This window comes from Leifsonia sp. NPDC056824 (genome assembly GCF_042789575.1).
Taxonomy (GTDB): Bacteria; Actinomycetota; Actinomycetes; order Actinomycetales; family Microbacteriaceae; genus Leifsonia.
Map to the genome: position 1 here is coordinate 1,065,006 of NZ_JBHUAV010000001.1, position 25,145 is coordinate 1,090,150.

The 25,145-nt window shown below is 71.0% G+C and carries 30 protein-coding genes; 2 read left to right on the top strand and 28 right to left on the bottom strand.

What is annotated here, in order from left to right; genetic code table 11:
• Positions 1–114 precede the first annotated feature (114 nt).
• The 28 genes from ACFRFH_RS05295 to ACFRFH_RS05430 all read right to left on the bottom strand — a co-directional run bounded on the left by ACFRFH_RS05295 (position 115) and on the right by ACFRFH_RS05430 (position 23,000).
• Entirely contained in the window at positions 115–891 is a 777-nt protein-coding gene (locus ACFRFH_RS05295) for a hypothetical protein (protein WP_382461958.1), read from the bottom strand.
• Positions 866–2,911, bottom strand: coding sequence for a flagellar biosynthesis protein FlhA (locus tag ACFRFH_RS05300; protein ID WP_382461959.1), 2,046 nt, complete (start codon positions 2,909–2,911; stop codon positions 866–868). The genes ACFRFH_RS05295 and ACFRFH_RS05300 overlap by 26 nt, the downstream gene beginning before the upstream one ends.
• On the bottom strand, positions 2,908–4,029 hold the full coding sequence (locus ACFRFH_RS05305; RefSeq protein WP_382461960.1) for a flagellar biosynthesis protein FlhB: 1,122 nt from the start codon (positions 4,027–4,029) through the stop codon (positions 2,908–2,910). Before ACFRFH_RS05305 ends, ACFRFH_RS05300 begins: the two co-directional genes overlap by 4 nt.
• Positions 4,029–4,784 (bottom strand): flagellar biosynthetic protein FliR, encoded by a 756-nt coding sequence (locus ACFRFH_RS05310; protein WP_370055329.1) that lies wholly within the window; start codon positions 4,782–4,784, stop codon positions 4,029–4,031. Before ACFRFH_RS05310 ends, ACFRFH_RS05305 begins: the two co-directional genes overlap by 1 nt.
• A 2-nt stretch (positions 4,785–4,786) precedes the next feature.
• Positions 4,787–5,059 carry a flagellar biosynthetic protein FliQ gene (locus tag ACFRFH_RS05315; protein ID WP_185275712.1) on the bottom strand — a complete coding sequence of 91 codons (273 nt, stop codon included), beginning with the start codon at positions 5,057–5,059 and terminating at the stop codon, positions 4,787–4,789.
• A gap of 9 nt (positions 5,060–5,068) precedes the next feature.
• The gene (fliP, locus tag ACFRFH_RS05320) at positions 5,069–5,866 is read right to left on the bottom strand and encodes a flagellar type III secretion system pore protein FliP (protein WP_382462732.1); all 798 of its coding nucleotides are present in this window, start codon (positions 5,864–5,866) and stop codon (positions 5,069–5,071) included.
• Positions 5,867–5,937: 71 nt separating this feature from the next.
• On the bottom strand, positions 5,938–6,360 hold the full coding sequence (locus ACFRFH_RS05325) for a FliO/MopB family protein (protein WP_382461961.1): 423 nt from the start codon (positions 6,358–6,360) through the stop codon (positions 5,938–5,940).
• Between the two features lie 3 nt (positions 6,361–6,363).
• Positions 6,364–7,056, bottom strand: coding sequence for a flagellar motor switch protein FliN (gene fliN, locus ACFRFH_RS05330; RefSeq protein ID WP_382461962.1), 693 nt, complete (start codon positions 7,054–7,056; stop codon positions 6,364–6,366).
• A 14-nt stretch (positions 7,057–7,070) separates the two neighbouring features.
• The gene (locus ACFRFH_RS05335) at positions 7,071–7,958 is read right to left on the bottom strand and encodes a flagellar motor switch protein FliM (RefSeq protein ID WP_382461963.1); all 888 of its coding nucleotides are present in this window, start codon (positions 7,956–7,958) and stop codon (positions 7,071–7,073) included.
• A complete protein-coding gene (locus tag ACFRFH_RS05340; RefSeq protein WP_382461964.1) occupies positions 7,955–8,788 on the bottom strand; it encodes a flagellar motor protein MotB in 834 nt (277 codons plus the stop codon). Before ACFRFH_RS05340 ends, ACFRFH_RS05335 begins: the two co-directional genes overlap by 4 nt.
• Entirely contained in the window at positions 8,785–9,606 is an 822-nt protein-coding gene (locus tag ACFRFH_RS05345) for a motility protein A (RefSeq protein WP_382461965.1), read from the bottom strand. The genes ACFRFH_RS05340 and ACFRFH_RS05345 overlap by 4 nt, the downstream gene beginning before the upstream one ends.
• A 2-nt stretch (positions 9,607–9,608) precedes the next feature.
• Positions 9,609–9,836: a flagellar FlbD family protein gene (locus tag ACFRFH_RS05350; RefSeq protein ID WP_382461966.1), complete on the bottom strand. Its 228-nt coding sequence runs from the start codon at positions 9,834–9,836 to the stop codon at positions 9,609–9,611.
• A 113-nt stretch (positions 9,837–9,949) separates the two neighbouring features.
• Complete coding sequence (locus ACFRFH_RS05355) at positions 9,950–11,125, bottom strand: flagellar hook protein FlgE (RefSeq protein WP_382461967.1); 1,176 nt, start codon at positions 11,123–11,125, stop codon at positions 9,950–9,952.
• A gap of 26 nt (positions 11,126–11,151) precedes the next feature.
• Positions 11,152–11,589, bottom strand: a complete 438-nt coding sequence (locus tag ACFRFH_RS05360) for a flagellar hook assembly protein FlgD (RefSeq protein ID WP_382461968.1) — start codon at positions 11,587–11,589, stop codon at positions 11,152–11,154.
• A 16-nt stretch (positions 11,590–11,605) separates the two neighbouring features.
• The gene (locus ACFRFH_RS05365) at positions 11,606–12,934 is read right to left on the bottom strand and encodes a flagellar hook-length control protein FliK (protein ID WP_382461969.1); all 1,329 of its coding nucleotides are present in this window, start codon (positions 12,932–12,934) and stop codon (positions 11,606–11,608) included.
• Positions 12,931–13,755 (bottom strand): C40 family peptidase, encoded by an 825-nt coding sequence (locus tag ACFRFH_RS05370; RefSeq protein WP_382461970.1) that lies wholly within the window; start codon positions 13,753–13,755, stop codon positions 12,931–12,933. The genes ACFRFH_RS05365 and ACFRFH_RS05370 overlap by 4 nt, the downstream gene beginning before the upstream one ends.
• Positions 13,752–14,180: a flagellar export protein FliJ gene (locus ACFRFH_RS05375; protein WP_382461971.1), complete on the bottom strand. Its 429-nt coding sequence runs from the start codon at positions 14,178–14,180 to the stop codon at positions 13,752–13,754. The genes ACFRFH_RS05370 and ACFRFH_RS05375 overlap by 4 nt, the downstream gene beginning before the upstream one ends.
• Positions 14,177–15,505 carry a FliI/YscN family ATPase gene (locus tag ACFRFH_RS05380; RefSeq protein ID WP_382461972.1) on the bottom strand — a complete coding sequence of 443 codons (1,329 nt, stop codon included), beginning with the start codon at positions 15,503–15,505 and terminating at the stop codon, positions 14,177–14,179. Before ACFRFH_RS05380 ends, ACFRFH_RS05375 begins: the two co-directional genes overlap by 4 nt.
• Positions 15,502–16,119, bottom strand: a complete 618-nt coding sequence (locus ACFRFH_RS05385) for a FliH/SctL family protein (protein WP_382461973.1) — start codon at positions 16,117–16,119, stop codon at positions 15,502–15,504. Before ACFRFH_RS05385 ends, ACFRFH_RS05380 begins: the two co-directional genes overlap by 4 nt.
• Complete coding sequence (gene fliG / locus ACFRFH_RS05390; RefSeq protein WP_382461974.1) at positions 16,109–17,131, bottom strand: flagellar motor switch protein FliG; 1,023 nt, start codon at positions 17,129–17,131, stop codon at positions 16,109–16,111. The genes ACFRFH_RS05385 and fliG overlap by 11 nt, the downstream gene beginning before the upstream one ends.
• Positions 17,128–18,726 (bottom strand): flagellar basal-body MS-ring/collar protein FliF, encoded by a 1,599-nt coding sequence (gene fliF, locus ACFRFH_RS05395; RefSeq protein ID WP_382461975.1) that lies wholly within the window; start codon positions 18,724–18,726, stop codon positions 17,128–17,130. The genes fliG and fliF overlap by 4 nt, the downstream gene beginning before the upstream one ends.
• The gene (locus ACFRFH_RS05400; protein ID WP_382461976.1) at positions 18,727–19,035 is read right to left on the bottom strand and encodes a flagellar hook-basal body complex protein FliE; all 309 of its coding nucleotides are present in this window, start codon (positions 19,033–19,035) and stop codon (positions 18,727–18,729) included.
• Positions 19,035–19,427 (bottom strand): flagellar basal body rod protein FlgC, encoded by a 393-nt coding sequence (locus tag ACFRFH_RS05405; protein ID WP_382461977.1) that lies wholly within the window; start codon positions 19,425–19,427, stop codon positions 19,035–19,037. Before ACFRFH_RS05405 ends, ACFRFH_RS05400 begins: the two co-directional genes overlap by 1 nt.
• A gap of 2 nt (positions 19,428–19,429) precedes the next feature.
• Positions 19,430–19,780, bottom strand: coding sequence for a flagellar basal body rod protein FlgB (locus ACFRFH_RS05410; RefSeq protein WP_382461978.1), 351 nt, complete (start codon positions 19,778–19,780; stop codon positions 19,430–19,432).
• Positions 19,781–19,892: 112 nt separating this feature from the next.
• Complete coding sequence (locus tag ACFRFH_RS05415; RefSeq protein ID WP_382461979.1) at positions 19,893–20,183, bottom strand: hypothetical protein; 291 nt, start codon at positions 20,181–20,183, stop codon at positions 19,893–19,895.
• Positions 20,176–20,604: a flagellar export chaperone FliS gene (gene fliS, locus ACFRFH_RS05420; protein ID WP_382461980.1), complete on the bottom strand. Its 429-nt coding sequence runs from the start codon at positions 20,602–20,604 to the stop codon at positions 20,176–20,178. The genes ACFRFH_RS05415 and fliS overlap by 8 nt, the downstream gene beginning before the upstream one ends.
• 31 nt (positions 20,605–20,635) lie before the next feature.
• A complete protein-coding gene (gene fliD, locus ACFRFH_RS05425) occupies positions 20,636–22,081 on the bottom strand; it encodes a flagellar filament capping protein FliD (protein WP_382461981.1) in 1,446 nt (481 codons plus the stop codon).
• A gap of 82 nt (positions 22,082–22,163) precedes the next feature.
• Positions 22,164–23,000: a flagellin gene (locus ACFRFH_RS05430; RefSeq protein WP_382461982.1), complete on the bottom strand. Its 837-nt coding sequence runs from the start codon at positions 22,998–23,000 to the stop codon at positions 22,164–22,166.
• 200 nt (positions 23,001–23,200) lie between these two features.
• On the opposite strand from ACFRFH_RS05430, the gene flgN reads away from it, so the two are divergent.
• On the top strand, positions 23,201–23,704 hold the full coding sequence (flgN, locus tag ACFRFH_RS05435) for a flagellar export chaperone FlgN (RefSeq protein WP_382461983.1): 504 nt from the start codon (positions 23,201–23,203) through the stop codon (positions 23,702–23,704).
• A gap of 9 nt (positions 23,705–23,713) precedes the next feature.
• On the top strand, positions 23,714–25,144 hold the full coding sequence (gene flgK / locus ACFRFH_RS05440) for a flagellar hook-associated protein FlgK (protein ID WP_382461984.1): 1,431 nt from the start codon (positions 23,714–23,716) through the stop codon (positions 25,142–25,144).
• Position 25,145 lies beyond the last annotated feature (1 nt).

A 25,145-nucleotide genomic window follows, 5' to 3' on the forward strand; every position in this document is an offset into this window, starting at 1 on the left:
TGCCAAATCAACCTGAAAGCCAATCTGAGAGCCCTCTAATCTCGGGCGTGTCCTCCACACCTGAGGGCAGTTGTTCCACCCGTTTTCAACAGAGTTATCCACAGGTGGAGAAACTCAACGGTCGCTCCACCCGACCGGTACCCCCAAAAAGGAGGTCGAGTCCGGCGTCGTCGTGTACGCGACGCCGATCGCGGCGATGGCGTCGACACCGCCGCCGGCCTCCGCGACCAGGTTCGCCCAGACCCGTGTGTCCTCCGGTTTGCGGGTGACGTCGACGGCGATCCAGACCTGATCGGGGACCACGTCGTGGAGGATGCCGGCGTAGCGGGACGCGTCCGCCGGGGCTTCGCCGACACCGATCGCGACGATGGTCGAGCCGTTGCGCCGCACGCCGTCCGCCCGCGCCTGCAGAGCCTCCCGGCGGCCGCCGACGTGGCGGGAGCCGGTACGACCGACGGTGCCGGCCACGGCCACCTCGATCGCGGGGGTGGCCAGCGCCATCGCCCGCGCGACGGTCAGGGCGTCCTCCCGGAGGCCGAACACGAAGACGAGGTCGCCGGGGTTCGTCGCCAGCCGGGGCGCCGGGCGGGTCGGCTCCTCGAAGCGCTCGGGACGCAGGGCGGGGGAGGGGACCGGCGCCGGGTCGATGACGATGGTGGTGGGCTCCACCGGCACGGGCAGGTACCGCGCAGGGACGAGCGCCTCGGGATCGGTCTCGGCGATGATCTCCTCCATGACCTCCTCGAACTGCGAGGAGGCGTTCGCGTGCTGGAAGCGGACCTCCTGCTCGTCGGCGTCGGCCAGCAGGCCGGCGATCACGTCGGACGGCGCGAGCTCGTGGAGGTCCTTCTTCGGACGCCAGGCGTTATGAGGCCAGAGTCGGGGTGACAATTCGAATTACTCCGATCGTTTCGATGGGCGCCGGGGAGGTGGTGGCCTCGTTGTAGGACAGGACGGGGAGGGCGGGCGCCTGCGCGGCGATGAGCCGGCGGACCGCGGGGCGCAGCTGCGGAGCGCAGACGAGCACGGCGCCTTCGTGCTCGGTGGCGGCGGAACGGACCTCGGTGAGGACCTGCTCGAGCACGGGGGGATCGAGGACGAGCTGCGAGCCGTACTCGGTCTGGCGCTGGCCCTCCAGCATGGCCTGCTCGAGCATCGGCTCGAGGGTGATGACGCGGAGGGTGCCGTCGTCCACGTACGGGTTGGAGAGAGCGGCGCCGAGAGCGAGCCGGGCGGCCTCGACCAGTCCCTCCGGTTCGAGCGAGACCTTCGCGCGGAGGGTGAGCGCCTCGTAGATGCGTGCGAGGTCGTTGATCGGCACCCGCTCGGCGAGCAGCCCCTGAAGAACGCGCTGCACCTCCGCGAGGCTGAGCAGCGCGGGCACGAGCTCATCGACCGCGGAGGGGTTCACCCGCTTCACGCCCTCGGTGAGCACGCGGACGTCCTCGCGGGACAGCAGGCGGGCGGCGTTGGCGGTGACCGCCGACGACAGGTGCGTGACGACGACGGAGACGCGGTCGATGACCGTGGCGCCGGACAGCTCGGCGGTGTAGCGCAGCTCGGCGGCGATCCACTTGGCGGGGAGGCCGAACACCGGCTCGATCGTGTCGACTCCGGCGAGCGCGGCGAGGTCGTCGCCGAGGGCGAGCACCTTGCCGCGCGGCGCCTGGCCGCGGCCGACCTCCACGCCGGCCACCGTGATGCAATACGTGGCCGACGGCAGCTCGCCGTTGTCGCGCGTGCGGACCGGCGGGACGACGATGCCGAGCTCGATCGCCAGCTTGCGCCGCAAAGCGCGCACCCGGCCGAGCAGGTCGTCGGAGCCTCCCGAGACGATGTCGATCAGGTCGGTGGCGAGCTGGATCTCCAGCGGGTGCACCCGCATGTGCTCCAGCAGGTCGTCCGTGGTGTCGCTCGCGCCCGTCGTCTTCTCGGCGACCGCCTTCGCGCGCGCCTCGGCGGCGGCCTTGGTCGCGCGCGCCTTGATGCGCTGGGAGGCCCAGATCAGGATGCCGCCGACCGCGAGGAACGGGATCATCGGCATGCCGGGGATGAGCGAGAGCGCGATGGCGGCGGCGGCGGCGATCGCCAGCGCGACCCGGGACTGGGTGAGCTGCGCGCCGGCCTGCGAGCCCATGTCGGAGTCCGCGCCGGACCGCGTGACGATCATGCCGGTGGACACCGCCATGAGCAGCGCCGGGATCTGCGCGGTGAGGCCGTCGCCGATGGTGAGCAGCGTGTACTTGTTCAGGGCGTCGGTGATCTGCATGCCGTTCTGCAGCATCCCGATGCCGATGCCGCCGATCACGTTGATGACGATGATGAGGATGCCGGCGATCGCGTCGCCCTTGACGAACTTGGAGGCGCCGTCCATCGCGCCGTAGAAGTCCGACTCGGCCGCGACCTCCGCCCGGCGCTCCCTGGCCTGGGCGTTGGTGATCAGTCCGGCGTTGAGGTCGGCGTCGATCGCCATCTGCTTGCCGGGCATCGCGTCGAGCGTGAACCGGGCGCCGACCTCGGCCACGCGCTCGGCGCCCTTCGTGATGACCACGAACTGGATGACGACGAGGATGAGGAAGACGACGGCGCCGATGATGATGTTGCCGCCGACTGCGACGTTGCCGAACGTCTCGATCACCTGGCCGGCGTAGCCCTGGCCCAGCACGAGCCGGGTGGAGGCCACGTTGAGCCCCAGCCGGAACAGCGTCGCGATGAGCAGCAGCGAGGGGAAGACCGAGAAGTCGAGCGGCTTGCGCGCGAACATCGTGGTCAGCAGCACGACGAGCGCGAACGCGATGTTGACGACGATCAGCGTGTCGAGCAGCCAGGCCGGGATCGAGACGACGAGCAGGAGCACGATGCCGACGACGCCGACCGGCACGGCCAGGAGCGACAGGTTCTTGTTCTTCACGAGTGGGCCAGCCTCCTGGTGTCGATCGGAGTGCGCGCCCGCGTGGCTGCAGGCAGAGTGTGGATGTCGGCGAGGGAGCCGCCGCGCCGCCTCAGCGCCATGACGAACGCGAGAACGTGCGCGACCGGCGTGAAGAACTCGGCCGGGATCTCCTGGCCGAGGTCGCAGGCGGCGTGCAGCGCCCGGGCGAGGGGCACGTCGGAGACCATCGGCACGCCCTTCGCCAGGGCCTCCTCGCGGATGCGGGCCGCGATCAGGTCCGCCCCCTTCGCGACCACCTTCGGCGCCGACGCGCCCGGCTCGTACTTCAGCGCCACGGCGACGTGCGTCGGGTTGACCAGCACGACGCTCGCGTCCGCGACGGCCGCGATCATGCGGTTGCGACTCATGGCGAGCTGCCTGCTACGGCGCTGCGCGCGGATCATCGGGTCGCCCTCTGCGCTCTTGTGCTCGTCCTTGACCTCGCGCTTGGTCATCCGGCTCGCCGTGCGGTTGCGGCGCAGCACCACGACGAGGTCGATGGCCGCGAAGAGCAGGCCGCCACCGATCGCGAGCTGGAGCAGCGAGCCCATCGCACCCTGCGCGGTCGCGACGAGCGCGGGGACGGAGAGCCCTCCGGTCTGGAGGACGAGGGGGATCAGCCCCTGGATGACCACATACAGGCCGATCCCGACCAGCGCGGCCTTCCCGAGGGTCTTGGCGAGCTCCCACGCGCTGCGTGCGCCGAACATGTTGCGGATGCCCTTGAGCAGGTCGAACTGCTCGAAGTGCGGTTTGAGCTTCTTGAGGTGGATGCCGCCCTGCGCGGCCGTCGCGGCGATGACCGTCAGCGCGACGACGACGAGCAGCGGCCAGACGGTGCCGAGCACCGACAGGAGACCGGTGCCCAGCGAGGAGAGCGCGCTCGCGGGCGTCGGGTCGCGGATGATGTCGCGGAACGCGAAGATCTGCGACTCGGCGGCCTGCTGGGCACTGGCGATGATCATCGGGATCAACGCCGTCGCGACGCCGACCGACAGCCAGGCGGGGAGGTCACGGGCCTTCTGCAGCTGTCCCTTCGAGCGCACCGACTTGAGGTGCTTCTCCGTGGCCTGCTCGGTGCGTTCCTGCGCGGACATCAGGGGCCTCCCATCGCGTGGACGGCCTGCCCGGCGAGCGCCTGGACGATCATCGGGAGCGCGACGATCCCGAGTGCGCACAGCACGACGGCGAGGAGGACCAGCGCCGGCGGCCCGAGCGAGTAGACGTTGAGGGCGGGAGCGACCCGCGAGAGCAGGCCGAGCGCGGCGTTCGCGACGAAGAGCACGGCCATGATCGGGCCCGCGATCTGCAGCGCGGCGAGCAGCATCTGGGTGACCGAGCCGGACAGGGTCTGCGTGATCGACCTCCAGTCGACCGACATCGTCAGCGGAACCGCCGTGAACGAGCGGACCAGGCCGCCGAGCACGAGCTGGTAGCCGTCGCTGACGAACAGCAGCGCCAGCGCCGTCATCTGGAACAGCCGGGAGAACTGGGCGGCGTTGATGTCGGCGGCCGGGTCGTACTGCTGCGCCGCCTGCAGGCCGCCGGAGAAGTCCAGCAGCGACCCGGCGGACTCGATCGCGGAGAACACCAGGTAGACGAGGAAGCCGAGCACGGCGCCCGTCGCGGCCTCGCCGACGAAGTCGAGCAGGAACTGGCCGGTCGAACCGGGGGAGTAGTGCTGCGCCGCCTGAGGCGCGACGACGATCCCGAGCAGGACGGCGAGCATCCCTTTGATCTGCAGCGGGAACGCCTGGTACGAGAACGGCGGCGCGATCAGCACGAACAGCAGGATGCGCACCGAGACCAGCGCGGTGGCCTCGATCGCGCTCAGGTCGATGGGGATGTTCATCGTCAGCCCCCCAGCAACGTGGGGATCTGCTGGAACAGGTACTGCGTGAACGTCACGAGCTGCTCGATCATCCAGTTACCGCACACGATCAGTGCGATGGAGACGCCGATCGCCTTCGGCACGAACGAGAGGGTGACCTCCTGGATCTGGGTGATCGACTGGATGAGCGACACCGCGAAGCCGATGGCGAGCGCGGTCAGCACCATCGGCGCGGCGAGCTGCGCCATCAGCAGGAGGGCCTGCGTGGCGATCTTGAGGACGGCGGCGGAGTTCACGGTCGCCCCCTACTTGTAACTCGCGACGAGCGACTGGATGATCAGGCCCCAGCCGTCCACCAGGACGAAGAGCAGGATCTTGAACGGCAGCGACACCATGACGGGCGGGAGCATCATCATGCCGAGCGACATCAGCCCGGCGGAGACCACGAGGTCGATCACCAGGAACGGCACGTAGATCACGAAGCCGATGATGAAGGCGGCGCGCAACTCGGAGATGACGAACGCGGGGACGAGCGTGGTCAGCGGGACGGCGTGGAGGTTCGCCGGGTTGGCGCGGCCGGCGGCGCGGGTCATCAGTGCGATGTCCTCCTGCCGGGTGTGCGCGCCGAGGAAGGCCTTGAGCGGCGCCTCCGCGGCTTGGAGCGCGCCGCCGAAGTCGAGGTGGCCGGCGAGGTAGGGCTGCACGGCGTGGACGTTGATGTCGGTGATGGTCGGCGCCATGATGAACAGGCTCAGGAACAGGGCGAGCCCGGCCAGCACCTGGTTCGGCGGCACCGACTGGAGGCCGAGGGCGTTGCGGGCCATCGAGAGCACCACGAACACCTTGGTGAACGACGAGACCATGACGAGCAGGCCCGGTGCGACGGAGATGAGCGTGACGCCGAGCAGCGTGACGATCGTGTCGGCGGGTGTGCCGTTGATGCCGTTGATCGAGATGGTCGGCCCGCTGGAACCGCCTGCCGGACCGGACGGCCCGACCGGGGGCGCCGGCGACGGCAACGGCGTGGGGACGGCGTGAGCGCTGCCCGCGGTGAGCAGCACGATGCCGGCCACCGCCGCCAGCACCAGGAGTGCGAGGACGATCGGGCGGGCGTAGCTTCGGCGCCCGCCCGTGAGCGCTGCGCTGCGGCGCGCGCCCGTGAGCGCGGCGGCGCTCACCGCGGGGTCCGGAGGGACTGGGCAGCCCTCCGCCAGGTGTCGGGGGAGGTGATCGCCTGCGTGAAGCTCGGCGCGGGCGCCGGCGTGGGGGAGAGTTCCGGCGCGTCGTCCAGCTCGCCCAGGTCGTCGGGGACTTCGATCGACTCCTCGGCCGCGAGCGCGTCCGCGAACGTGTCCAGCTCGCGCGACTTGAGCACCACGACGGAGCTGTCGGTCACGCCGAGCACGAAGTGGGTGCCGTCGGCCTCCACGATCACGACGCGGGACTTGCCGCCCAGCGACTGCCGGCCGATGACGGTGACCGGGCGCTTGCTCCTCTTCTTGCTCCACTTCGCGCTCCGGCGCTGCACGAACCAGATGAGTCCGATGATCAGCGCGAGGGAGACGGCGACGCGGAGCGCGGTGAAGAGGGTGTCCACGGGTCAGACCAGTGCGTCGGCGGTGTCGAGGATCTGGGTGACGCGCACGGCGTAGTCCTGGTCGACGACGACGATCTCGCCGTGTGCGATCAGGCGGCCGTTGAGCAGGATGTCGGCGGGCGACCCGGCGGAGCGGTCCAGCTCGATCACGGTGCCCGGCTCGACCCCGAGCACGTCGCGCACCGACATTCGCGTACGTCCGATCTCGACGGTGAGCGCCATCTCGACGTTCGAGATGCGGCCCAGCCGTCCGGCGACGTCCGACGTGGTTCCGGAGGACGCCGAGCGCACCGCGTCGCCGCGGATGGCGAACCAGGCGACCTCCTGGCCCGACCGGTCGGTGACGGTGAAGCGGTGCGCCGCGGCGTCGGAGAAGAGGTGGGTGGCGTCCTCGATCCGGGAGTCGCCGAGCACGCCGGAGCCGAGGTGTTCGGCCGCGGCCGCCAGGGTGGGCTGCAGGACATCGGCGAGGCCGACCCCGAGCTGGCCGCCCGTCTCGGCGAGGACGACCTCCTGGTCGCGGACGGCGAGCGCGAGCTCGGCGGACGGCGAGCCGATGAAGCTCGCGACGACCGCGTGCGTGGCGGTCGCCGGCGCCACGGCCGGCTCGGCGGCGGCCGTGACGGTGAGCTCGCCTATGCCCAACGGGGCATGCGTCAGAGTCTGCGCGGCAGCGGCATATGCGTTCTGGGGCATCAAGGGGTTCTCCATCAGTTCTTGTCCTCAGCGGTGGTGACGACGACGGCGAGGCGCGACCCGGCGGCGCCGATGGCGGCGGTGCCGACCGGCTCGCCGCCCGCCGCGACCTGGATCGGCCTGCTGACCGGGTGGGGCAGGCGGATGACATCGCCCACGGCCATCCCGAGCACGGACGCGGGGGTCACGTACGCGGAGGCGAGCCGGGCGCTCACCTCGACCGGGACCTGCGCGAGTTGGGCGTGCAGCAGCTGCTTGGCGTTGTCGACCTGCACGGTCGGGTTCGACTCGCCCAGCCGCTCCAGCAGCACCCGGGCCGGGAGGGCGATCGTCGCCTCCGCGACGTCCTCGCCGACGTGCGCGGCGAACCGCGCCACGATCATCAGCTCGTTCGTCGGCGCCGCCTGGGCGAACTGCGAGTTGTACTGGATGGCGTCGATCCGCACCGCGTTGGTGAACAGCGGGCCGAGCGAGTACTGGAGGTCTTCGAGCGCGTCGTTCATCAGCCCGACGACCAGCGCGTGCTCGATCGGGGTGAACGTGCGGTCGAGCAGGGGGAGCGGGCGGTTGCCGCCGAGCATCGCGTTCACCCAGCGCAGCGCGGCCCCGGTGGGGAGCTGGATGACGCCGCGCGGGTCCACATCGCTGATCGAGCACAGCACCATCGCGGTGCTGGACGGAAGCGCCGCCGCATACTCGTCGTACGTGTGCATCGTGACCTGCTCGCAGGTCACCTGGGACAGCACGCGGACCTTCGCGGTCAGCTGGGTGCCCCACTGGCGCGCGAAGGTCGCGAAGGCGAGCTCGAGCACGCGGGAGTGCTCGCGGGCCAGGGTGGTCGGGCGGCGGAAGTCGTACGGCCGCACCTCGCGCTCGGCCGGCTGCGTCATGGTCTGGGTCATCCGCCCGCTCCCTTCGCCGCGACGATCCCCGGGATGAGGTCGCGCACCTCCTGCGGCTGCGCCGACCGGACCACGATGTCGACCCGGCGGTCCTGGGCGAGCTGGGCCGCATCCCCGGTGGCCGTCGCCGTCGCCGAACCGTCGCTGACGGCGTAGATCCGCGTCGCCTGGATGCCGGAGACATCCGTGAGCCGGCGGAGCACCGAGATGGCGCGCGCCGCGGCGAGGTCCCAGTTGTCGGCGTAGGGCGGACCGGCCGGCCGGGTGTCCGCGTGACCCTCGACCGAGATCGTGTACGACGTGGGGTACAGGACCGGCCCGACGTTGTCGATGATCTGCACCGCCAGGGGCGTGAGCGTCGCGAGGTTGGAGTCGAAGAACGCGTTCCCGCCGATCAGGCCGATCGTCAGGCCGCGGGCGTCGATCGTGTACGAGACCGCGCCCTGCAGGCCCTGAGAGGTCAGCCGGGCGTTGATCGCCGCCTGGATCGCGCGCAGGTCGGCGACCTCCAGCTTCGCGGCTTCGAGGGGCGACATCGGGGGAGTGGTGGAGGCCGACGACGGCACCGGGGTGGGTTCGGCGTCCTTCGCCGCGACGATCACGCCCTTGGCGGTGTCGACCTTCTGGCTCACCTTCTCGCCGAAGCCGGTCTGGAGCGAGTTCTTCAGCTCGTTGAACTTGTGCGCGTCGATCGACGACATCGAGAACAGGACGATGAACGTGCACATCAGCACGGTGACCATGTCCATGTAGGAGGCCATCCAGCGCTCGTCGTTGGCGTGACCCTCGCCGTGTGCGTCGGCGCCCGGCCTGCGACGTCCGCGGCTCACGGCCCGACCGCGGGCGCTGCCTCGGAGACCGGGGCGGACGCGTCGTTCTTGGCCTTGCTGCGCTTCGGCTTGGGGCTGTAGGGGACCATCGCGGTGAGGCGTTCGGACAGCGCACGCGAGGAGGTGCCGGACTGGATGGCGAGCACACCCTCCACGACGATCTGCCTGCGCTCGGCCTCGAGCTCGGCGAGCCGGCGCAGGCGCGTGCCGAGCGGGAGCCAGATGAAGTTGGCGGAGAGCAGGCCCCAGAGCGTGGCGACGAACGCGCTGGCGATCATCGGGCCGAGCTTGTCCGGGGTGGAGAGGTTGCCGAGGACGTGGGTGAGCGAGACGACGGTTCCGACGATTCCGATGGTCGGCGCGTAGCCGCCGAGGGCCGAGAAGAACGTGGAGGAGACGCGGGTGGCCTTCGACCAGGTCGCGATCTGATCCTCGAGCAGGATGCGCAGGTCCTCGGAGTCGGCGCCGTCGGCCACACCCTGCAGGGCGCTCGCCAGGAACGGGTCCTTGACCTCCTCCGCCGACGACTCCAGCGAGAGCAGTCCGCGCTGGCGGGCGACGTCGGCGAGGTCGAGCAGGGTGGCGACCGTGCCGGAGAAGTCCGGCTTTTTGCCCTTGAACGCGCCGGGGACCGCCTTGAACGAGTCGAGTGCGTCCTTCACGGTCGCGCCGGCGATGCCGACGGAGATGGTGGCGCCGAGCACGAAGACGACGGGGCCCACCAGCAGGAGCGACGCGAAGCTCGCCCCCTCGATCGTCACCATCGTGGCCAGCGAGCCGAAGGCCGCGACGATCCCGATGATCAATGCCAGATCCATGGTCAGCTCCCTTCGCCCGAGTCGGCCGGACGTCCCAGCCGGTATGCGCGGTCGAGCACCTCTGCGCGCCAGCCGGCGATCCGGTCGATGACCTCGGCCATCGTCTCCGTCACCACGTAGCGCACGCCGTCGACCATCGTCAGGGTGGTGTCGGGGTCGGCGTTGATGCGCTCGATCAGGTCCGGGTTCACGGCGAACGGCACATGGTTCAGCCTGGTCACCGTGATCATGAGGACTCCGCAGAGAGGGGAAGGGATGGATCGCCTCCGTGACGGAGGTGCTCGCCTTCCCCTATCGGCAGGTCGGACGGTTCCGTAAGCCCGGCGACGCTACTCGCTCAGGGTCACTGCGTCTTCAGCTGCAGGAGCTCCTGCAGCACGTCGTCGGACGTGGTGATCACGCGGGCGGAGGCCTGGAACGCGCGCTGCGCCACGATGAGGTTGGTGAACTCGCGCGCCAGGTCGACGTTGGAGCCCTCGATCGCGCCGCTCGTCAGCGTGCCGAGGCTGCCGCTCCCCGCCACGCCCACCTGGGGGAGCCCGGAGTTCGGGGTGGCGATGAAGTTGGAGTTGCCCGCCTTCTGCAGGCCGCCCGGGTTGGTGAAGTTGGCCAGGGCGACGCGGCCGATGGCCTGCTTCTGGCCGTTGGAGAACGACCCCATGATCGTCCCGTCGCCCTCGAGCGAGAACGACTGCAGGGAGCCGGCGGCCGTCCCGTCCTGCGAGGCGAAGTTGACGCCTCCGGAGCCCGCGAAGCCGGTGACCTTGGACATGTCGATCGTGACGCCATTCACCGTGAGGGTCTGCCCGCTGGTCATCGCGCCGTTCGTGAACGTGATCGAGCCGGAGGCGGTGGCGCCCGTGGCGTCGGTCGCGGTGACATTCCAGCCGGCGCCGGTGCGGGTGAACGTCGTGCTCAGGTTACGCTGCGCCCCGGTCGCGTCGTAGACGGTCACCTGGCTGTTGAGCGTGGACCCCGCGGCCGCGTCGTCGGCCAGGTTGCCGGACATCGTGGCGTTGGAGGTCGCGCGCGCCGCGGACAGCCCGCTCGTCGACAGCGTGAGGTTGGACACCGGGGCGGACGAGTTGACGACGCCGTTGGCGGCCGGCCAGCCCTGCACGATCGCGCCGTCCGGGCTGACCAGGTTGCCGGAGGCGTCCGTGGTGAACGCGCCGGAGCGCGTGTACTGGGTCTGGCCGCCGTTGTTGACGATGAAGAAGCCGTCGCCGTTGATCATCAGGTTGGTGCCGACGCCGGTGGTCTGCGCCGCGCCCTCGGTGAAGTTGGTCGCGGTCGCCGCGACCCGGACGCCGAGGCCGACCTGGGCGGGCGACGTGCCGCCGTGGTTGCCCGTCGGCGCCGAGGCCGTGCCGATCATCTGGGAGAGGGTGTCCTCGAACTCGACGGAGGAGGACTTGTAGCCGGTGGTGTTGACGTTGGCGATGTTGTTGCCGACCACGTCGAGCATGGTCTGCTGCGCCTGGAGGCCCGAGACGCCGGAGTCGAGAGAACGGAGCATGGGAGTGTGCCTTTCGGTGGTGGGGACTAGGAGGCCGGAGTCTGCTGGACGCCGAGGATGCCGGAGAGGGGGAAGGTGCCGCCGTTGACGGACACGGTCGGGGTCGCCCCCGAGAACGAGACGCCGGTGACGACGCCCGACTGGTGCGCGCCCGCGAGGTCGTTGTAGCTCACGGTCTTGCCGATGAGGTCGGCGGCCGCGGTCTGCATCTGCAGGTTGAGGGCGGTGTTGCTGCTGGAGCCCAGCGCCGTCATCTGCTGCATCATCCCGAGCTGCGTGGTCTGCTGGACCATCGCGGCCGAGTCCATCGGCGAGCTCGGGTCCTGGTTCTTGAGCTGCGTGACGAGCAGGTTCATGAAGTCGTCGGCGGTCAGCGACTGGTGCGGCGCCCGGGTGGGCTGCGTCGACCAGAGCGAGGTCGTCGAGGCGGTCGAGGTGGGGTCGGTCGAGATGGGGGTGACCATGTGTTCTCCTTCGTGGTCAGACGACGATGTCGAGGGTTCGGGCGCCGGGGAGGGCGACGGAAGGGGCGACGGGCTGTGCCGGGTCGGCGGGATCGGCGCTTCGGACGGGGGACTGCTCGTCCGGAGTGTCGGCGGGCGCGGTCGACCCGCGCCCTGTCGCGCTGCCCTGGTCCGGGGACGTCCACGCGGAGCGGCCGCCACCGCCGCTCTCGGTCCCCGGCGCGTTCTGGTCGGAGACGGAGACCGAGGCGTTCGCGGTCGTCGCGTTGAGGTCGCGCCGCAGGTCCGTGAGGATCTGCCGGATGGCGTCACGTCCGGCGTCGCTGGGCGCGAACAGCTCGATGCGGACGCCGGTGTCGCTGACCCGCGCGTGCACCGTGACGGGACCGAGGTCGTCGGGAGCCACGCGCACGATCACGACGTGGTCGCCGTCGGGCTGCCGAGCGAGGGTCATCACCGGCTGGGCCAGTTGCTGCTGCAGCGGCGGCGCCGGCGTCGAGGGGGTGGAGGCGGCGGGGGCGGCCGCGGCGAGCGCGGTCGCGAAGGTCGGCGCGGGAGCAGGTGCCGGCACGGGAGTCGCCGCTGCGGGAGTCGTCGGCAGCGCGTCGCCTGCGTTCGGCGTCGACGGCGCGGACGGCGTCTTGGCGGCCGGCCGAGCGGGCGCGATCACCGGAGCAGGCGCGGAAGTCTGCGCGGCGGTGGCCGGAGCGGCTGTGGCGATCGACTGGGCGCTCGCCTCCCGAGCCGGGGCGGGAGCGGCCGCCAAGGCCGCAGCCGTTGGCGCTGCCGTGGGCGCTGCCGTGGCCGCGATCGGCGCTTCGACAGCAGCGGACGACGCGGACGTCTGCACCGGAGGCGCGGGCGTCGGCGCAGCGGGAGGAATCGGCGCGGCGGCGAGCGCCTGCTGGACCGCGAGCTGACCCGCAGCGAACACGTCGGCCACCGCGGGGGAGGGTGCGTCATGGTGCGGGTCCGCGTCGGCCGTCCGCGTGGACCCGCTCTTGCCGTGGGGTCCCTCGTCCGGAGCCGACGGGGCGGTCGTCGTCGCGGCGTCGGCGAGCGGCGCCGGGGCGGGTGTCGCCAGGCCGAGGAACACGGCAGGTGTCGGCGCGGGCGGCGCGGTCTGCGGTGTCGTCGGCGTGGTCGCGGCGGCGTCGGCGGACGGCGCCGGGTCGACGGGAGCCGCCGGAGTCGTCGGCGCTGCGGTGTCGCCCGCAAGCGCGGAGAGGAGGGCGGTGCCGAACGCCGTTCCACCACCACTGGATGAGGAGGCATCGGACGGCGACGCGGGCGCGAGCAGGGCCGCGGCCCCCGCGCTCCCGAACCCCGTGACGACGGCGCTCACGAGTTCATCCCCGAGCTCTGACCGAGCAGTGCCGTCAGTGCGCTGCCACCTCCGGACCCCAGGAGGCCGGAAAGCGACGACCCGCCGCTCGACCCGAGCAGTCCGGCCAACGACGCCCCTCCGCTCGACCCGAGCAGCGCCGCAAGCGACGACGTGCCTCCCGAGCCCAGCAGCCCCGCCAGCGACGACGTGCCTCCCGTGCCGAGCAACGCCGCCAGTGCGGAGGCCGACGTCGTGCCGGAGGCCGTCGGTGTCGCCCCGGTCGCGTTCGGCACGATCCGGCGGATCGTCACCACGTTCGACGGGGAGATCCAGTTGTCCATCTCTTCGACCTGGCCGCCCGGCTTGGGCGCCTGGATGATCTTGCCGTTCCCGGCGTAGATGACGATGTGCTCTCCGCCGTTGCAGACGATGAGGTCGCCCGGCTGCGCGTCCGCCAGCGACGGCACGCTCTGGCCGATCGTCCCCTGGCCGGAGACCAACCGCGGCAGCGAGATCCCCATGTCGCCGTAGACGCGCTGCACGAGGCCGGAGCAGTCCAGGCCGGCGCTCGTCGTGCCGCCGAAGACGTACGGGACGCCGATGTACTTGCGGGCGTCCGCCACGATGTCCGCGCCGGTGGTCCCGTTGTTCGCCTGCTGGCCGGCCGCCGGGGTGACCTGCGCGCCGGTCGTCCCGGTCGCCGCGGCCAGGCTCGTCGCGAAGGCAGACGAACTGGTGGTCTGCGCAGCCTGCGCCTCGGGCGTCGGCTGCCCACCGGCGAGCTGGACCATCTGCGACTCGATCTGCTGGATGCGGCCCACGGCCTCCGTGATGCTCATACCGCGTCCCTCCTGCTCTCGCGCCAGCCCTGGATGGCCACCTCGTCGAGCGCGGACTGCTCCTCGCGCAGCTCGCGGGCGACCTCGGCCTCCGTGTGCCGCCGGCGGAGCTTCTCGAGCGAGACGGCGGACGCACGCGCTGCGCCGTGCGCCGACCGGGCCTCCCCGGCCTCCCGGGCGGCGAGCTCGTGCAGCGCGGACAGCTCGCCGAGCAGCACCTGCGCACTCGTCCGGGCGGCGACCACGGACGAGAGGGTGGCCGAGTCGACGGCGTCGGAGCGGACCCCGGCCAGCGACGCGCGCGTCCTGGCACCCCGGGCGCGGACCGCGTCCACCGCCCGGTTCGCGTCGGCGAGCTCCGCCGCCGCCCGCTGCTCCTCCAGGTCGCGCACGCGCAGGAGGCCGGCCAATCCGAAACGCTTCATGCCGCTGCTCCGAACGCTCGGGTCAGCTCGCGGAGCGAATCCCACGCCCCGTCCGCGGTGGACCGCTGATCCATGCCCTGCTGGAGGAAGCCGTCGATGGCCTCCTCGAACCGCACCGCGGCGTCGACCCGGGCGTTGGCCCCGGGCTTGTACGCCCCGACGTCCAGCAGGTCCTGAGCGCTCCGGCGAGCAGACAGCACTGAACGGAGCGCTGTGGCGTCGGCCAGCCGGTCCTTCGGGGTGATCTTGGAGGCGAGCCGGGAGATGGACCCCAGCACGTCGATCGAGGGGAAGTGTCCGGTGATCGCGAGGGCGCGGTCCAGGACGACGTGCCCGTCGAGGATCGAGCGCGCCGCGTCCGCGATGGGCTCGTTGTGGTCGTCGCCGTCGACCAGGACGGTGTAGAGCCCGGTGATCGATCCCGTGGCCGCGGCACCGGCGCGCTCCAGGAGCGACGCCAGGGTGGAGAACGTCGACGGCGGGTAGCCGCGGGTCGCCGGAGGCTCGCCCGCCGACAGCCCGATCTCCCGCTGGGCCATCGCCACGCGGGTCAGCGAGTCCATCATCAGGACGACGTGCTGGCCGCGGTCGCGATGCCACTCCGCGATCCGGGTGGCGACGAGGGAGGCCCGCAGCCGCATCAGCGCGGGCTCGTCGGAGGTGGAGACGACGACGATCGAGCGGGCCAGCCCCTCGGCGCCGAGGTCGTCCTCGATGAACTCCCGCACCTCGCGGCCGCGCTCGCCGATCAGCGCGATCACGGACACCTCGGCGTCCGTCCCGCGGGCGATCATCGACAGCAGCGACGACTTGCCCACGCCGGAGCCGGCGAAGAGACCCAACCGCTGCCCGCGGCCGGTGGACACCAGGGTGTCGAGCGCGCGCACCCCGAGCTGTAGGGGCGAGGTGATCCTGGCGCGCTCCAGCGGGCCGGGCGCGGTCTTGGCCAGGCCGACGTGCTGGGTCGGCGGGAGCGGGCCCTTGCCGTCGATGGGACGGCCGAGACCGTCGATGACCCGGCCGAGCAGCGCGTCGCCCACAGGGACGGCGGGAGCCGCCGGAGCGGAGTGCACGGGTGTGCCGATGGGATGCGCGGCCGAACCGGACAGCACCATGCAGGTGAGCAGCCCCGGCCGAACGGCGACGACCTGAGCGGCGGTGTCCACACCGGGCTCGCCGATCGCGACGAGGTCGCCGACCGCGCCCTCCAGGCCGGCCACCTCGATGCCCAGGCCGACGACGGAGGCCACACGGCCGATCCGCTCCGGCGCCGCCGACCGGACGGCGACCGCCAACCGGGCGCCTCCCGGCGCGTAGCCGCTCATGCGGGGTCTCCGGTCAGGACGGTGCGCGCACGCGCGAGCCCCGCGTCGATCCGGGCGTCCAGCCAGCCGTCGCGCAGGACGGCGACAGCATCGCTCGGGGCGATGGACGGGTCGGGGACGATCTCCGGGAAAGCGCCGGTCTCCTGCGCGACCGCGCGGGCGTCGTCCGGGTGCATCCGCACCGAGACCAGCTCTCCGGCCGGAGTGGCGGCGATGACGCGGCGCAGCGTGTCGGCCGCGTCGACGTGCCCGTCGGCCACCTCGCGCTGGAGCACGGCCTCGGCGAGCGCGAGCGCCGCCTCCACCAGGGCGTCGTCGGCGGTGGCGACGACCGGGACGGCAAGCGCGCGCACCCCCTCCGCGGCCGCGGCGAGCGCCGCCAGGGCGCGCCGGGTCGCTGCGGCGGACTCCGCCTCCGCCGCCTGCCAGTGCTGGAGCCGGGCGCGCTCGGCCGCCTGATGCTCGGCCTCCGCGCGGCGCAGTCCCTCGCTGTAGCCGGCGGCGAACCCGCGAGCCCGCGCGCTGGAGGCGCCGCCCTCGGCGTCGATGGCGACGGCCGTGCCGGACGGCCCGACCTCGGGGTACCGCACGGGAGCGAACGCGCTATTCGACATACTCGTCCTCGTCCGAGCGGTGCACCGTGATCGTGCCCTCCGCTTCGAGGTCGCGGATCGCGCGGACGATCTCGGCCCTGGCCTCCTCGACGCGGGAGAGCCGGATCGAGCCGAGCACCGACGACTCCTCGTCGAGCACCTCGAGGTTTCGCTCGGAGAGGTTGGCGCGGATGACGTCCCTGGTCGCCTCCGGGGAGCCCTTCATCGCGATGGCCAGCATCGAGACGTCGATTCCGCGGAGCACCTGCTGCACGTCGCGCGGCTCCAGCTTCACGATGTCGGCGAAGGTCAGCATCCGCGAACGCACCTCGGCGGCGAGCTCGGGATCGCGCTGGTCCAGCTCGTCGAGCAGCGCGCGCTCGTTGGCGACGCTGGAGCGGTTGATGATGTCGACGAGAGGCTGCACTCCGCCGACGGCGTCCTGCTGGTCCTTGGTCTTGACGACCGATCCCGCGCGGCTGCGCAGCGTGTCGGCGACGGTGCGGGCCACCTCGGGGCTCACGCTGCCCATCGTCGCGATGCAGTGCGCGACGTCGGTGCGGATCTCGGGCTTGAGCGCCGCGAGGACCCGCGATGCCTGGTCGGCACGCAGGTGCGCCAGCACGGTGGCCATCGTCTGCGACAGCTCGCCGTCGAGTAGGAGGGCGACCTGCGTGGGGTCGGCAGTGTCCAGGAACTCGAAGGCGCGCCCGGCGAGCGAGGACGCCACGCGGGACATCACGCCGGCGGCCCGCTCGGAGCCGAACGACGCCTCCAGCAGTCCGATCGCCGCGCTCCGTCCGCCGCTGACGCGCGCCGCCGGCTGGAGCGCGAGCTCGTGGAACTCCACGAGCGCCGCCTCGGCCTGCTGCCGGTCGACGCGCTTGAGCGCGACGATCTCGGCCGCGATCTCCTCGGACTCCGCCTCGCTGAACTGCTGCATGACGCGCGCAGCGGCCGCCTGATCCAGGTTCATCAGGATCAGGGCGGCCTTCTGCGCGCCCGTCAGGGGCGCGACCTTCGCGTCGGTCACGGTGTCGTCTCCTTCTCACCCATCAGGCTGAGGAGGAAGTCCGCCGCGCGGCGCGGGTCGTCCACGGCGAGCTGCTCGATCTCGGCCCTGCGCTGCTCCGACTCGATCGAGACCGGGGTCGGCGGGGGGGTCTTCAGCGGGGCCGTCGGAGCGGTGACCTGCGTGAAGGCGAGGGTCGGGGCGGCCAGCTCGTCGTACCGGTCGTCGCCGTCGACCTCCGCGTTGCGGCGTCGGCGACGGAAGACGATGAGCGCGATGATCATCGCGACCACGATGCCCGCGGCGATCAGGCCGGTGCGGACCCAGGAGTCGAGCTGTGCCTGCTGGGTCTGTGCCGCGGCCTGTGCCAGCGCCTGCTTCGCGGCCTGCGCGTTCGTCTGCGAGAAGTTCACCAACTGCACGCCCACCGCGTCGCCGCGCGTGGTGTCGATGCCGGAGGCGTTGGCCACCATCGTCTGGAGCTGGCCCGGGCTCACCCCGGCCTTGTTCGCCGCCGCGCTGTCGACGGCGACGGAGACCGTCTGCCGCTGGACGCCGCCGGCCGGGATCTGCTGGGTGACGCTCGTCTTGTTCAGCGCATTGTCGCTCGTCGTGTTGTCGGAGCTGTAGCTGCCGTTGCCTCCGCTGTTCGCGGCGGTGTTGGCGACGCCGTTCGTGGTGGAGCTGGTGCCGAGCACACCCGACTGCGCCGCGGCGCCGGTGCCGGTGTAGGTCTCCTTCTGCGACGACGAGCTGGTCTGCGGCGCCCCGGTCGGGATGCTGTAGCTGTCGGTCGTCTTGGTGGACGTCGAGTTGTCCATCAGCGCGCTGACGACGACCGTGGAGTTGCCCGAGCCGAGCACCTTGTCGAGCATCGACTGCACGCTGGACTGCACGGCGCTGTCGTAGGCCTTCGCCTGGTCGCCGGTCGAGCCCGCGGCGGTTCCGCCGGTGGTCGAGAGCACGTTGCCCGCGGCGTCGATGACGGACACGTCGGTGGGCTTCATCCCCACGGTCGACGACGAGACGAGGTGGACGATGGCCTGGACCTGCGCCGGCGTCAGCGTGGTGCCGGCGCTCTCGTCGACGAAGACGCTGGCCGTCGGGTCCTGCGCCTGGTCGGTGAACACCGTCGGCTGGGGGATGGCCAGCTTGACCGAGGCGGTCTTGACCCCCTGCATCGCGTCGATCGTGCTGGCGAGCTCGCCTTCCATCGCACGCTTGTAGGTGACGTCCTGCTGGAACTCGGACGTCGTGACGCCCATGTTGTCGAGCAGGGAGTAGCCCTGGTTGCTGCTCGCCGGGAGGTTGGCCGCTGCCGCCTTCAGTCGCTCCTGGTAGACCTGCGCCTGCGGCACGAGGATCGTGTTGCCGCCGTCCGTGAGCTGATACGGAACGTTGTCGGTGCGGAGCTGCGTGGTGATCGCCGAGGCGTCGGAGGCGGAGATCCCGCTGAACAGCGGGACGTACTGCGGCTGGCTCAGCCAGAGCGACAGGCCGGTCACGCCCAGGACGAGCACGAGCAGCGCGAGGACCGAGACGGTCTTCTGCGCGAAGCTGAAACCGGCGATCGTCGCGCCGATGCGCTTGAGGACCGCCTGGAGCCGGGCCGGCACCTAGCCCCCCATCCGCATGATGGTGTTGAACGCGTCGACGGCCTGGTTGCGCAGCGTCGCCATGAGCTGCACGGTCGTCTGCACGCGGGCCGCGGCGACGGTCGCGTCCTGGATGTCGTTGAGGTTGCCGGTGACCGCCTTCACGTTGGCGGCGTCGGACGTGCTCTGCAGCTGCTGGAGGTTGTTCACCGCTCCGGTGAGGGCGGCGCCGAAGCCGCCCGCGCCCGCTCCTGAGGACGGGGCGGTGACGGCCGGAGCCGCCTGCTGGACGTTTCCGAGGGAGATCGCTCCGATGGCCGGGATGCTCATCACTTGGCTCCGATCTGCAGTGCCGACTGGTACATGTCCTTCGCGGCGGTCACCGCGTTCGAGTTCGCCTGGTACGCGCGCTGCGCCTCGATCAGGTCGGTCATCTGGCTGGCCATGTCGATGGTCGTCTGCTTCACGTAGCCCTGCGCGTTGGCGTTCGGGTCGCCGGGGGAGTAGACGAGCTGACCCGCGGCCGAGCCGTAGACGATGCCGCCGATCGAGACCCCGTTCATGCCGGGGTTGGCCTGCGCCTGGACGAACCGCTCCTGGAAGGCGGGGTTGTTCGGGGAGGTGGTGTCGTTGACGTTCGCGAGGTTGTCGCTGATCGAGTCCAGCCAGGTCTGGTTGAGCGTCATGCCCGTGCCGGAGATGCCGATGGCGTCGTAGCTCATGGTCAGTTCACCGTCGCAGCGGCACGGATCTCACTGAACTGCTGGGACATCGCCTGCGAGGCCGCCTGGAACTTCAGCCCGTTGCTCACCTCGGCGAGCGTCTCCTGCTCCAGCGAGACGTTGTTGCCGTTCAGCCGGGTCGGGTCCATGCTCGTCGTCGGCGCGATGGAGGAGGCCGGCAGCAGCCCGCTGTGCGCCGCGACCGACTTCTCGAGGGCCGAGGCGAAGTCCACGACCTGGGCGTGATAGCCGGGCGTATTGATGTTCGCGATGTTGTTCGAGATCGCGGTCTGCGCCGCGGCATAGCCGTCGAGCGCGGAGGACATCGCGTTCATCGTCACGGATTCGAGCAAGGCTCACCTCATGAATGGTGGTATTCCAGGGGAGGAGGCCGATCCGTGGCCCGCAGTGAGCTATCCGTGCTCATAGTGGCCTATCGGCAGGAACGGCAGCCGCGTTAGCGTCCTAGCCGATCAGATCGAGGTAGACCGGAGGTTCTGCTTCCGAGCGCGGCGCCTGCACGCTGCCGAGCGACTCCAGCTCGGCGCGGATGTGCTCCTGCTGGTCATGCAGCCCGTCGATCGCGCGCTGCTGCGCGGCCTGCACCGCCTGGGCGCGCTCGGCGAGCGCCGCCGGCAGCGCGGGCAGGAATGCGCCGGGGAGCCACGGGTCGAGCCCCGCCGGGCCGGCCGCCTGCGCGCGCGCCTCCAACTCGTCGAGCGCCTCGGCCCACGCGTTGTCGGCCGTTTCAGGCAATCGCCACGACCTCGCTGTTCTCGTCCGCGCCGTCGGTCTCCCACGAGGTCCCCGACGAGAGCGAGTCCGCCGCCTGGTGCCAGGCCTGGCGCAGCGGCTCCAGCAGCGCGATCGCCTCGATGACGAGGGCGACATCCCGGGTCACCCGGCAGTGGATGAGGGCGTTCGAGACGTAGATGTAGAGGCCCAGCAGGCTCTCGGCCGCGTTCCAGACGTCCAGGCGCAGCGAGCCGGCCAGCGCCGTGAGGATGTCGACCGCGTGGGTGAGCCTGTAGTCGGCGACCGCGATGTCGTCGGCGTCGAGCGCGTCCTTCGCGCAGTTCAGGTCGAGCAGCAGCCGGTCGTACAGCATGGTGAGCAGCCGCGACGGCGACGCGGAGAGGATGGCGTTGTCGCGGTAGGTCTGTGCCGCTGTCGGCATGTCGATCCTCGTGCTTTCTCGGGGGGCCGCGTCAGTTCGACGACGACGGGTTCATCGCGTTGATCTGCTGGGTCAAGTAGTTCTGTTCGTTCTGGAGCTGGCCGAGCGTCGTCACGAGGGCCGTGTACTGCGCGGTCAGCAGCTTGCGCTTGGCCGCGAGCATCGTCGTCCAGTTGCTCACGCCCGTCTGGTCGTTGGAGATCTGGGTCTGCTGCGACGTGATCGAGGCGGTCACGGTGCCGGTCACCGGGTCGGACGCCGTGGCGCTGACGGCCTGCACGCGGGAGGCGATCGTCTGCACGGCGGCCATGGTCCCTGCGGGGTCGCTCGCGAGGGCGGCCTGGAATGCCGCACTGTCGAACTTGATCGACCCGTTCGACTGGATCGAGATGCCATAGGTGGCGGGGGAGACAGTGCCGCCGGGCCCGACCGGAGCGGACACCGCCGATTGCAGGTCGCGGTAGACGCCCTGGAGGAGGAGGCTGCCCGTGAAGGTCCCGGCAGCCGTCGTGCTGGAGCCGTCCGTGTTCTGGGTCGTCGTGACGGCGGACTGCTGCGAGATGTACGAGAGCAGCGTGTTCACGCCGGAGACCAGGGAGGAGGCGGTCGAGGTGATGCTGGCGCTGTCCATCGTGGAGGTGAGCGTCACCGGCGCGGCGGTGGGCTTCGCGACGGTGACCGTGACGCCCTGGACGAGGTTCGCGAAGGTGTCGGTGGACGAGGAGACCGTCTGCGCCGCCGCGGTGCCCGGCCACAGGGTGACCGTCGCGTCCTGCGCAGCGGTGACGGTGGCGGCGCCGGTCTGGGTGAGGAGGTTCGTCGCGGTGCCTGCCGTGTAGGCGGCGCTGGTGCCGGCGTAGACCTGGAACGCCGAAGCGGCGCCGGTCTGCGTCGACGTGAGCTGGAGCCGGTACTGCGGGTTGCCCGAGGCGTCGGTGCCCGAGGCCACCTGCGCGGCGGTGACGCCGGCTCCGGCGGCGTTGATGGCGGTGACCACGTCCGAGATGCTCGAGGATGCGGCCGTGATGCCGTGCGCCGTGCCGGTCGAGTCGACGATCGTGATGGCGCCGCCCGCGTCCGGCCAGGTCGTCATGACACCGGTGACGGACACCTGCGCCTGCGCGACCTGGTTCACCTGCAGCGAGAAGGAGGTCGGCGACGCCGCAGTGGTCGCGGTCGCCGTGACGGACGGATCCGTGCTCGCGACGGTGAGGAGGTTGAGGCCGTTCGTGGCCGCGGCTCCCGTCGCGCTCGTCTGGAGCGCCTGGAGCGTCACGTTGAGGTTCTGGAACGCCGAGAGGGCGGTCTGCTCCGTCTTGACCTTGGCCTGGAGCTGCGTCTGCGGGATGGACTCCGCGGTCATCAGGGCGTTCACGATGGCCGTGGGGTCGAGGTTGTTGACCAGGTTGGAGACCGTGACCTGGCCGTTGCCGCCCACGGTGAGGGAGGGCAGGGAGATGGTTCCGACAGAGCTCATCCGAGTTCCTCCGATCCGCGATCAGGTTGAAAGGGTGCGGGCGGCGACTGAACCCGAATCAGTCGCCGCCCGCCTGAGGGTGTCAGCCCTGGAGCAGCTTGAGGATGAGCTGGCTCTGCTGGTTGGCCTGCGAGAGCATCGCGGTGCCGGCCTGCATGAGCACGTTCTCCTTGCTGTACTTCGCCATCTCGGACGCCATGTCGGTGTCCGCGATCTGCGAGTTGGCGGCGGTCAGGTTCTGCGAGTTGACCGCGATGTTCTGCGCGGTCGCCGTCAGCACGTTCTGGGTCGCGCCGAGGGTGGCCTGAGCGGTCGAGACGGTCTGGATCTGGGCCTGGATCGCGGTGATCGAGGTCTGCGCGTCGGTCGCGTTGTCGAACTTGAGCGCCGCGACGGCGGTGCCGATCGTCTTCACGTTGGCCGTGCCGAGGTCGAGCGAGACCTTGTCCCCAGCGTTGGCGCCGGTCTGGAAGTTCAGCGCAGCAGGGCCGGTGGCCGTGCCGTCGAGCAGCGCGACCCCGTTGAAGTTCGTGGACGTGCCGATCGAGGTGAGCTGGGCTGCCAGGGCGGTGACCTGCGTCTGGATGTCCGTGCGCGAGGCGACGTTGTTCGTGTCGTTCGCGGCCTGGACGGCGAGGCTGTTGATCGTCTGCAGGATGTTGGACACCTGGGACAGCGCGCCGGAGGCGGTCTGGATCAGGTTGATGCCGCTGGCGGTGTTCTGCCCGGCCTGGTTCAGGCCGCCGATCTGCGCCTGCAGGCCCTGCGAGATCGCGAGGCCGGCCGGGTTGTCCGCAGCGGTGTTCAGCTGCGAGCCCGTGGACAGCTTGTTCATGCTGCTCTGCAGAGCGGCCTGGTTGGAGTTGAGCGAGTTCGTGACCGAGAGAGCGCTCAGGTTGGTGTTGATGGTCATTGCCATGATGTTCGAATCCTCCGTGAGAGTGTGCAGAGCCGGTCCATCCGTGGGCCGACGAATGGACCTATCGGCAGCCCGGCCACGGATGTAAGCACCCGATCGAAATCCGTTCCGTGTCCCCCGAAATGCTTACAAGCGCCCCGTTCCTGCCGATAGCGGAAGGTACGGCAGACAACGTGTGTGCCCTTTGCTATGGATGGCTGATGGGAGCGTGGAGCGCGGTGGGCGCCAACGAACTGTCGAACGAGCTCTGGCGACAGAGAGAGCTCCTGGAATTGCTGCTCTACAAATTCGAGGTCGAGCAGTTGCTCCTCGCCTCCGGCAAGGCCCGCTGGGTGCCGCATGCGACCCGCGAGGCGGAGGTCGTGATCGAGCGGCTGAGGACCGCGACGCTCTCGATGAGCGTCTCCGCGTCCGCCCTGGCGATCGAGTGGCGCCTCCCCGCTGACACCCGGCTCCGCGAGCTCGCGGCTGGCGCCCCGGAGGGAGCCTGGCAGGGCATCTTCGCGGCCCACCTGGAGGCGCTCGTCACCCTGACCCGGGAGATCCGCACCGTGCGTGCCGGCAACGACCGCCTGCTGCGCAACGCCCTCCGCGCCGCCCAGGACACCTTCGACGCCGTCTCGGACGGCGCGTCGGTCTACACCTCCGACGGGACGACGGACCTGCCCTCTGCACGCGCCCGCCTCGTCGACGCGACCCTGTAGGAGACGACCGTGTCCGGCAACCTTCTCGGCTCCCTCAACACCGCCTTCTCGGGCCTCGCCGCCGCTCAGGCCGGCATCGAGGTCACCGGCGACAACATCGCCAACGCGACCACCCCCGGCTACGTCCGCCAGCAGGTCGACCTGGAGGCCGTCGGCGGTCCCGCCCAGGTCGGCCCCTTCGCCCAGGCCGCCACCGCCGGCCAGGGTGTGCGCGTGGCCGGCATCGTCCAGCTCGGCTCGTCCCTGCTGGACGCCCAGGCCCGGTCCGCCGGCGCCGCCGCCGGCTACAGCGGCGTCACGGCCTCGGGCCTGAGCGCGCTGGAGTCGACGCTCGGCGAGCCGAACAGCGACGCCATCTCCGGCTCGCTCTCGAAGTTCTGGTCCTCCTGGCAGGACGTGTCCAACCAGCCGGGCGCGGCCGCCCCGGTCGCCGCCCTGCTCGGCAAGGCGGGCTCCCTGGTCCGTCAGATCGCCACCGCCTACCGCTCGGTGCAGTCGCAGTGGTCGCAGACCCAGAAGGATCTGGCCACCACGGCCGCGCAGGTGAACTCCGACGCGTCCAAGGTCGCCCAGCTCAACGGGCAGATCCGCTCGGTGGCCGCGTCGGGCGGCGACGTCAACGCGCTCATCACCCAGCGCAGCACCCTCCTGACCGAGCTCGCCTCGCTCTCCGGCGCGGCCATGACGAACAACGCCGACCAGACCGTGACCGTGAGCATCGGCGGCGCGAACCTGGTGCAGGGCACCGTCGCCCGGTCCCTGTCGGTCACCGGATCGACCACCCTGGAGGGCGCAGCAGGGTCGGCGGCCGGAGTGCAGTGGTCCGACGGCGTCGGCCCCGTCTCGCTCAGCAGCGGAAAGCTCGCGGGCGACCTCTCGCTCCTGGCGCCGGCGACCGCATCCGGCAATGGCGGCGCGATCGCGGAGACGGCGGCGAAGCTCAACACCCTCGCGACCTCACTCGCCCAGCAGGTGAACGCCGTCAGCGTCACCGGGACGACCTCCACCGGCGCCACGAACGCCGCGTTCTTCGGGATGTCGGCGAGCGGCCCCGCGGCGCTCGGCCTGAGCGTGCTCCCGACCGACGCCTCCGGTGTGGCCGTCGCGGCGGCAGGTGCGGGCGCGGCCGACGGCTCCATCGCGGACGCGATCGGCCAGCTCGGCGCCGGCGCCGGCTCGCCCGACGTCGCGTGGTCGACGGGCGTCATCGCGCTCGGCACCGCCACCAGCAACGCGACGCAGCAGTCCACGCTCGATCAGAGCGCACAGGCCGCCGCGACAGGCGCGCAGTCCTCGCAGGAGTCGGTGAGCCTCGACGAGGAGAACATGAACCTGATCGCGTACCAGCACGCCTACCAGGGCTCGGCGCGTGTCATGACCGCACTCGACTCCATCCTCGATCAGCTCATCAACCACACCGGACTCGTCGGATTGGGATAGG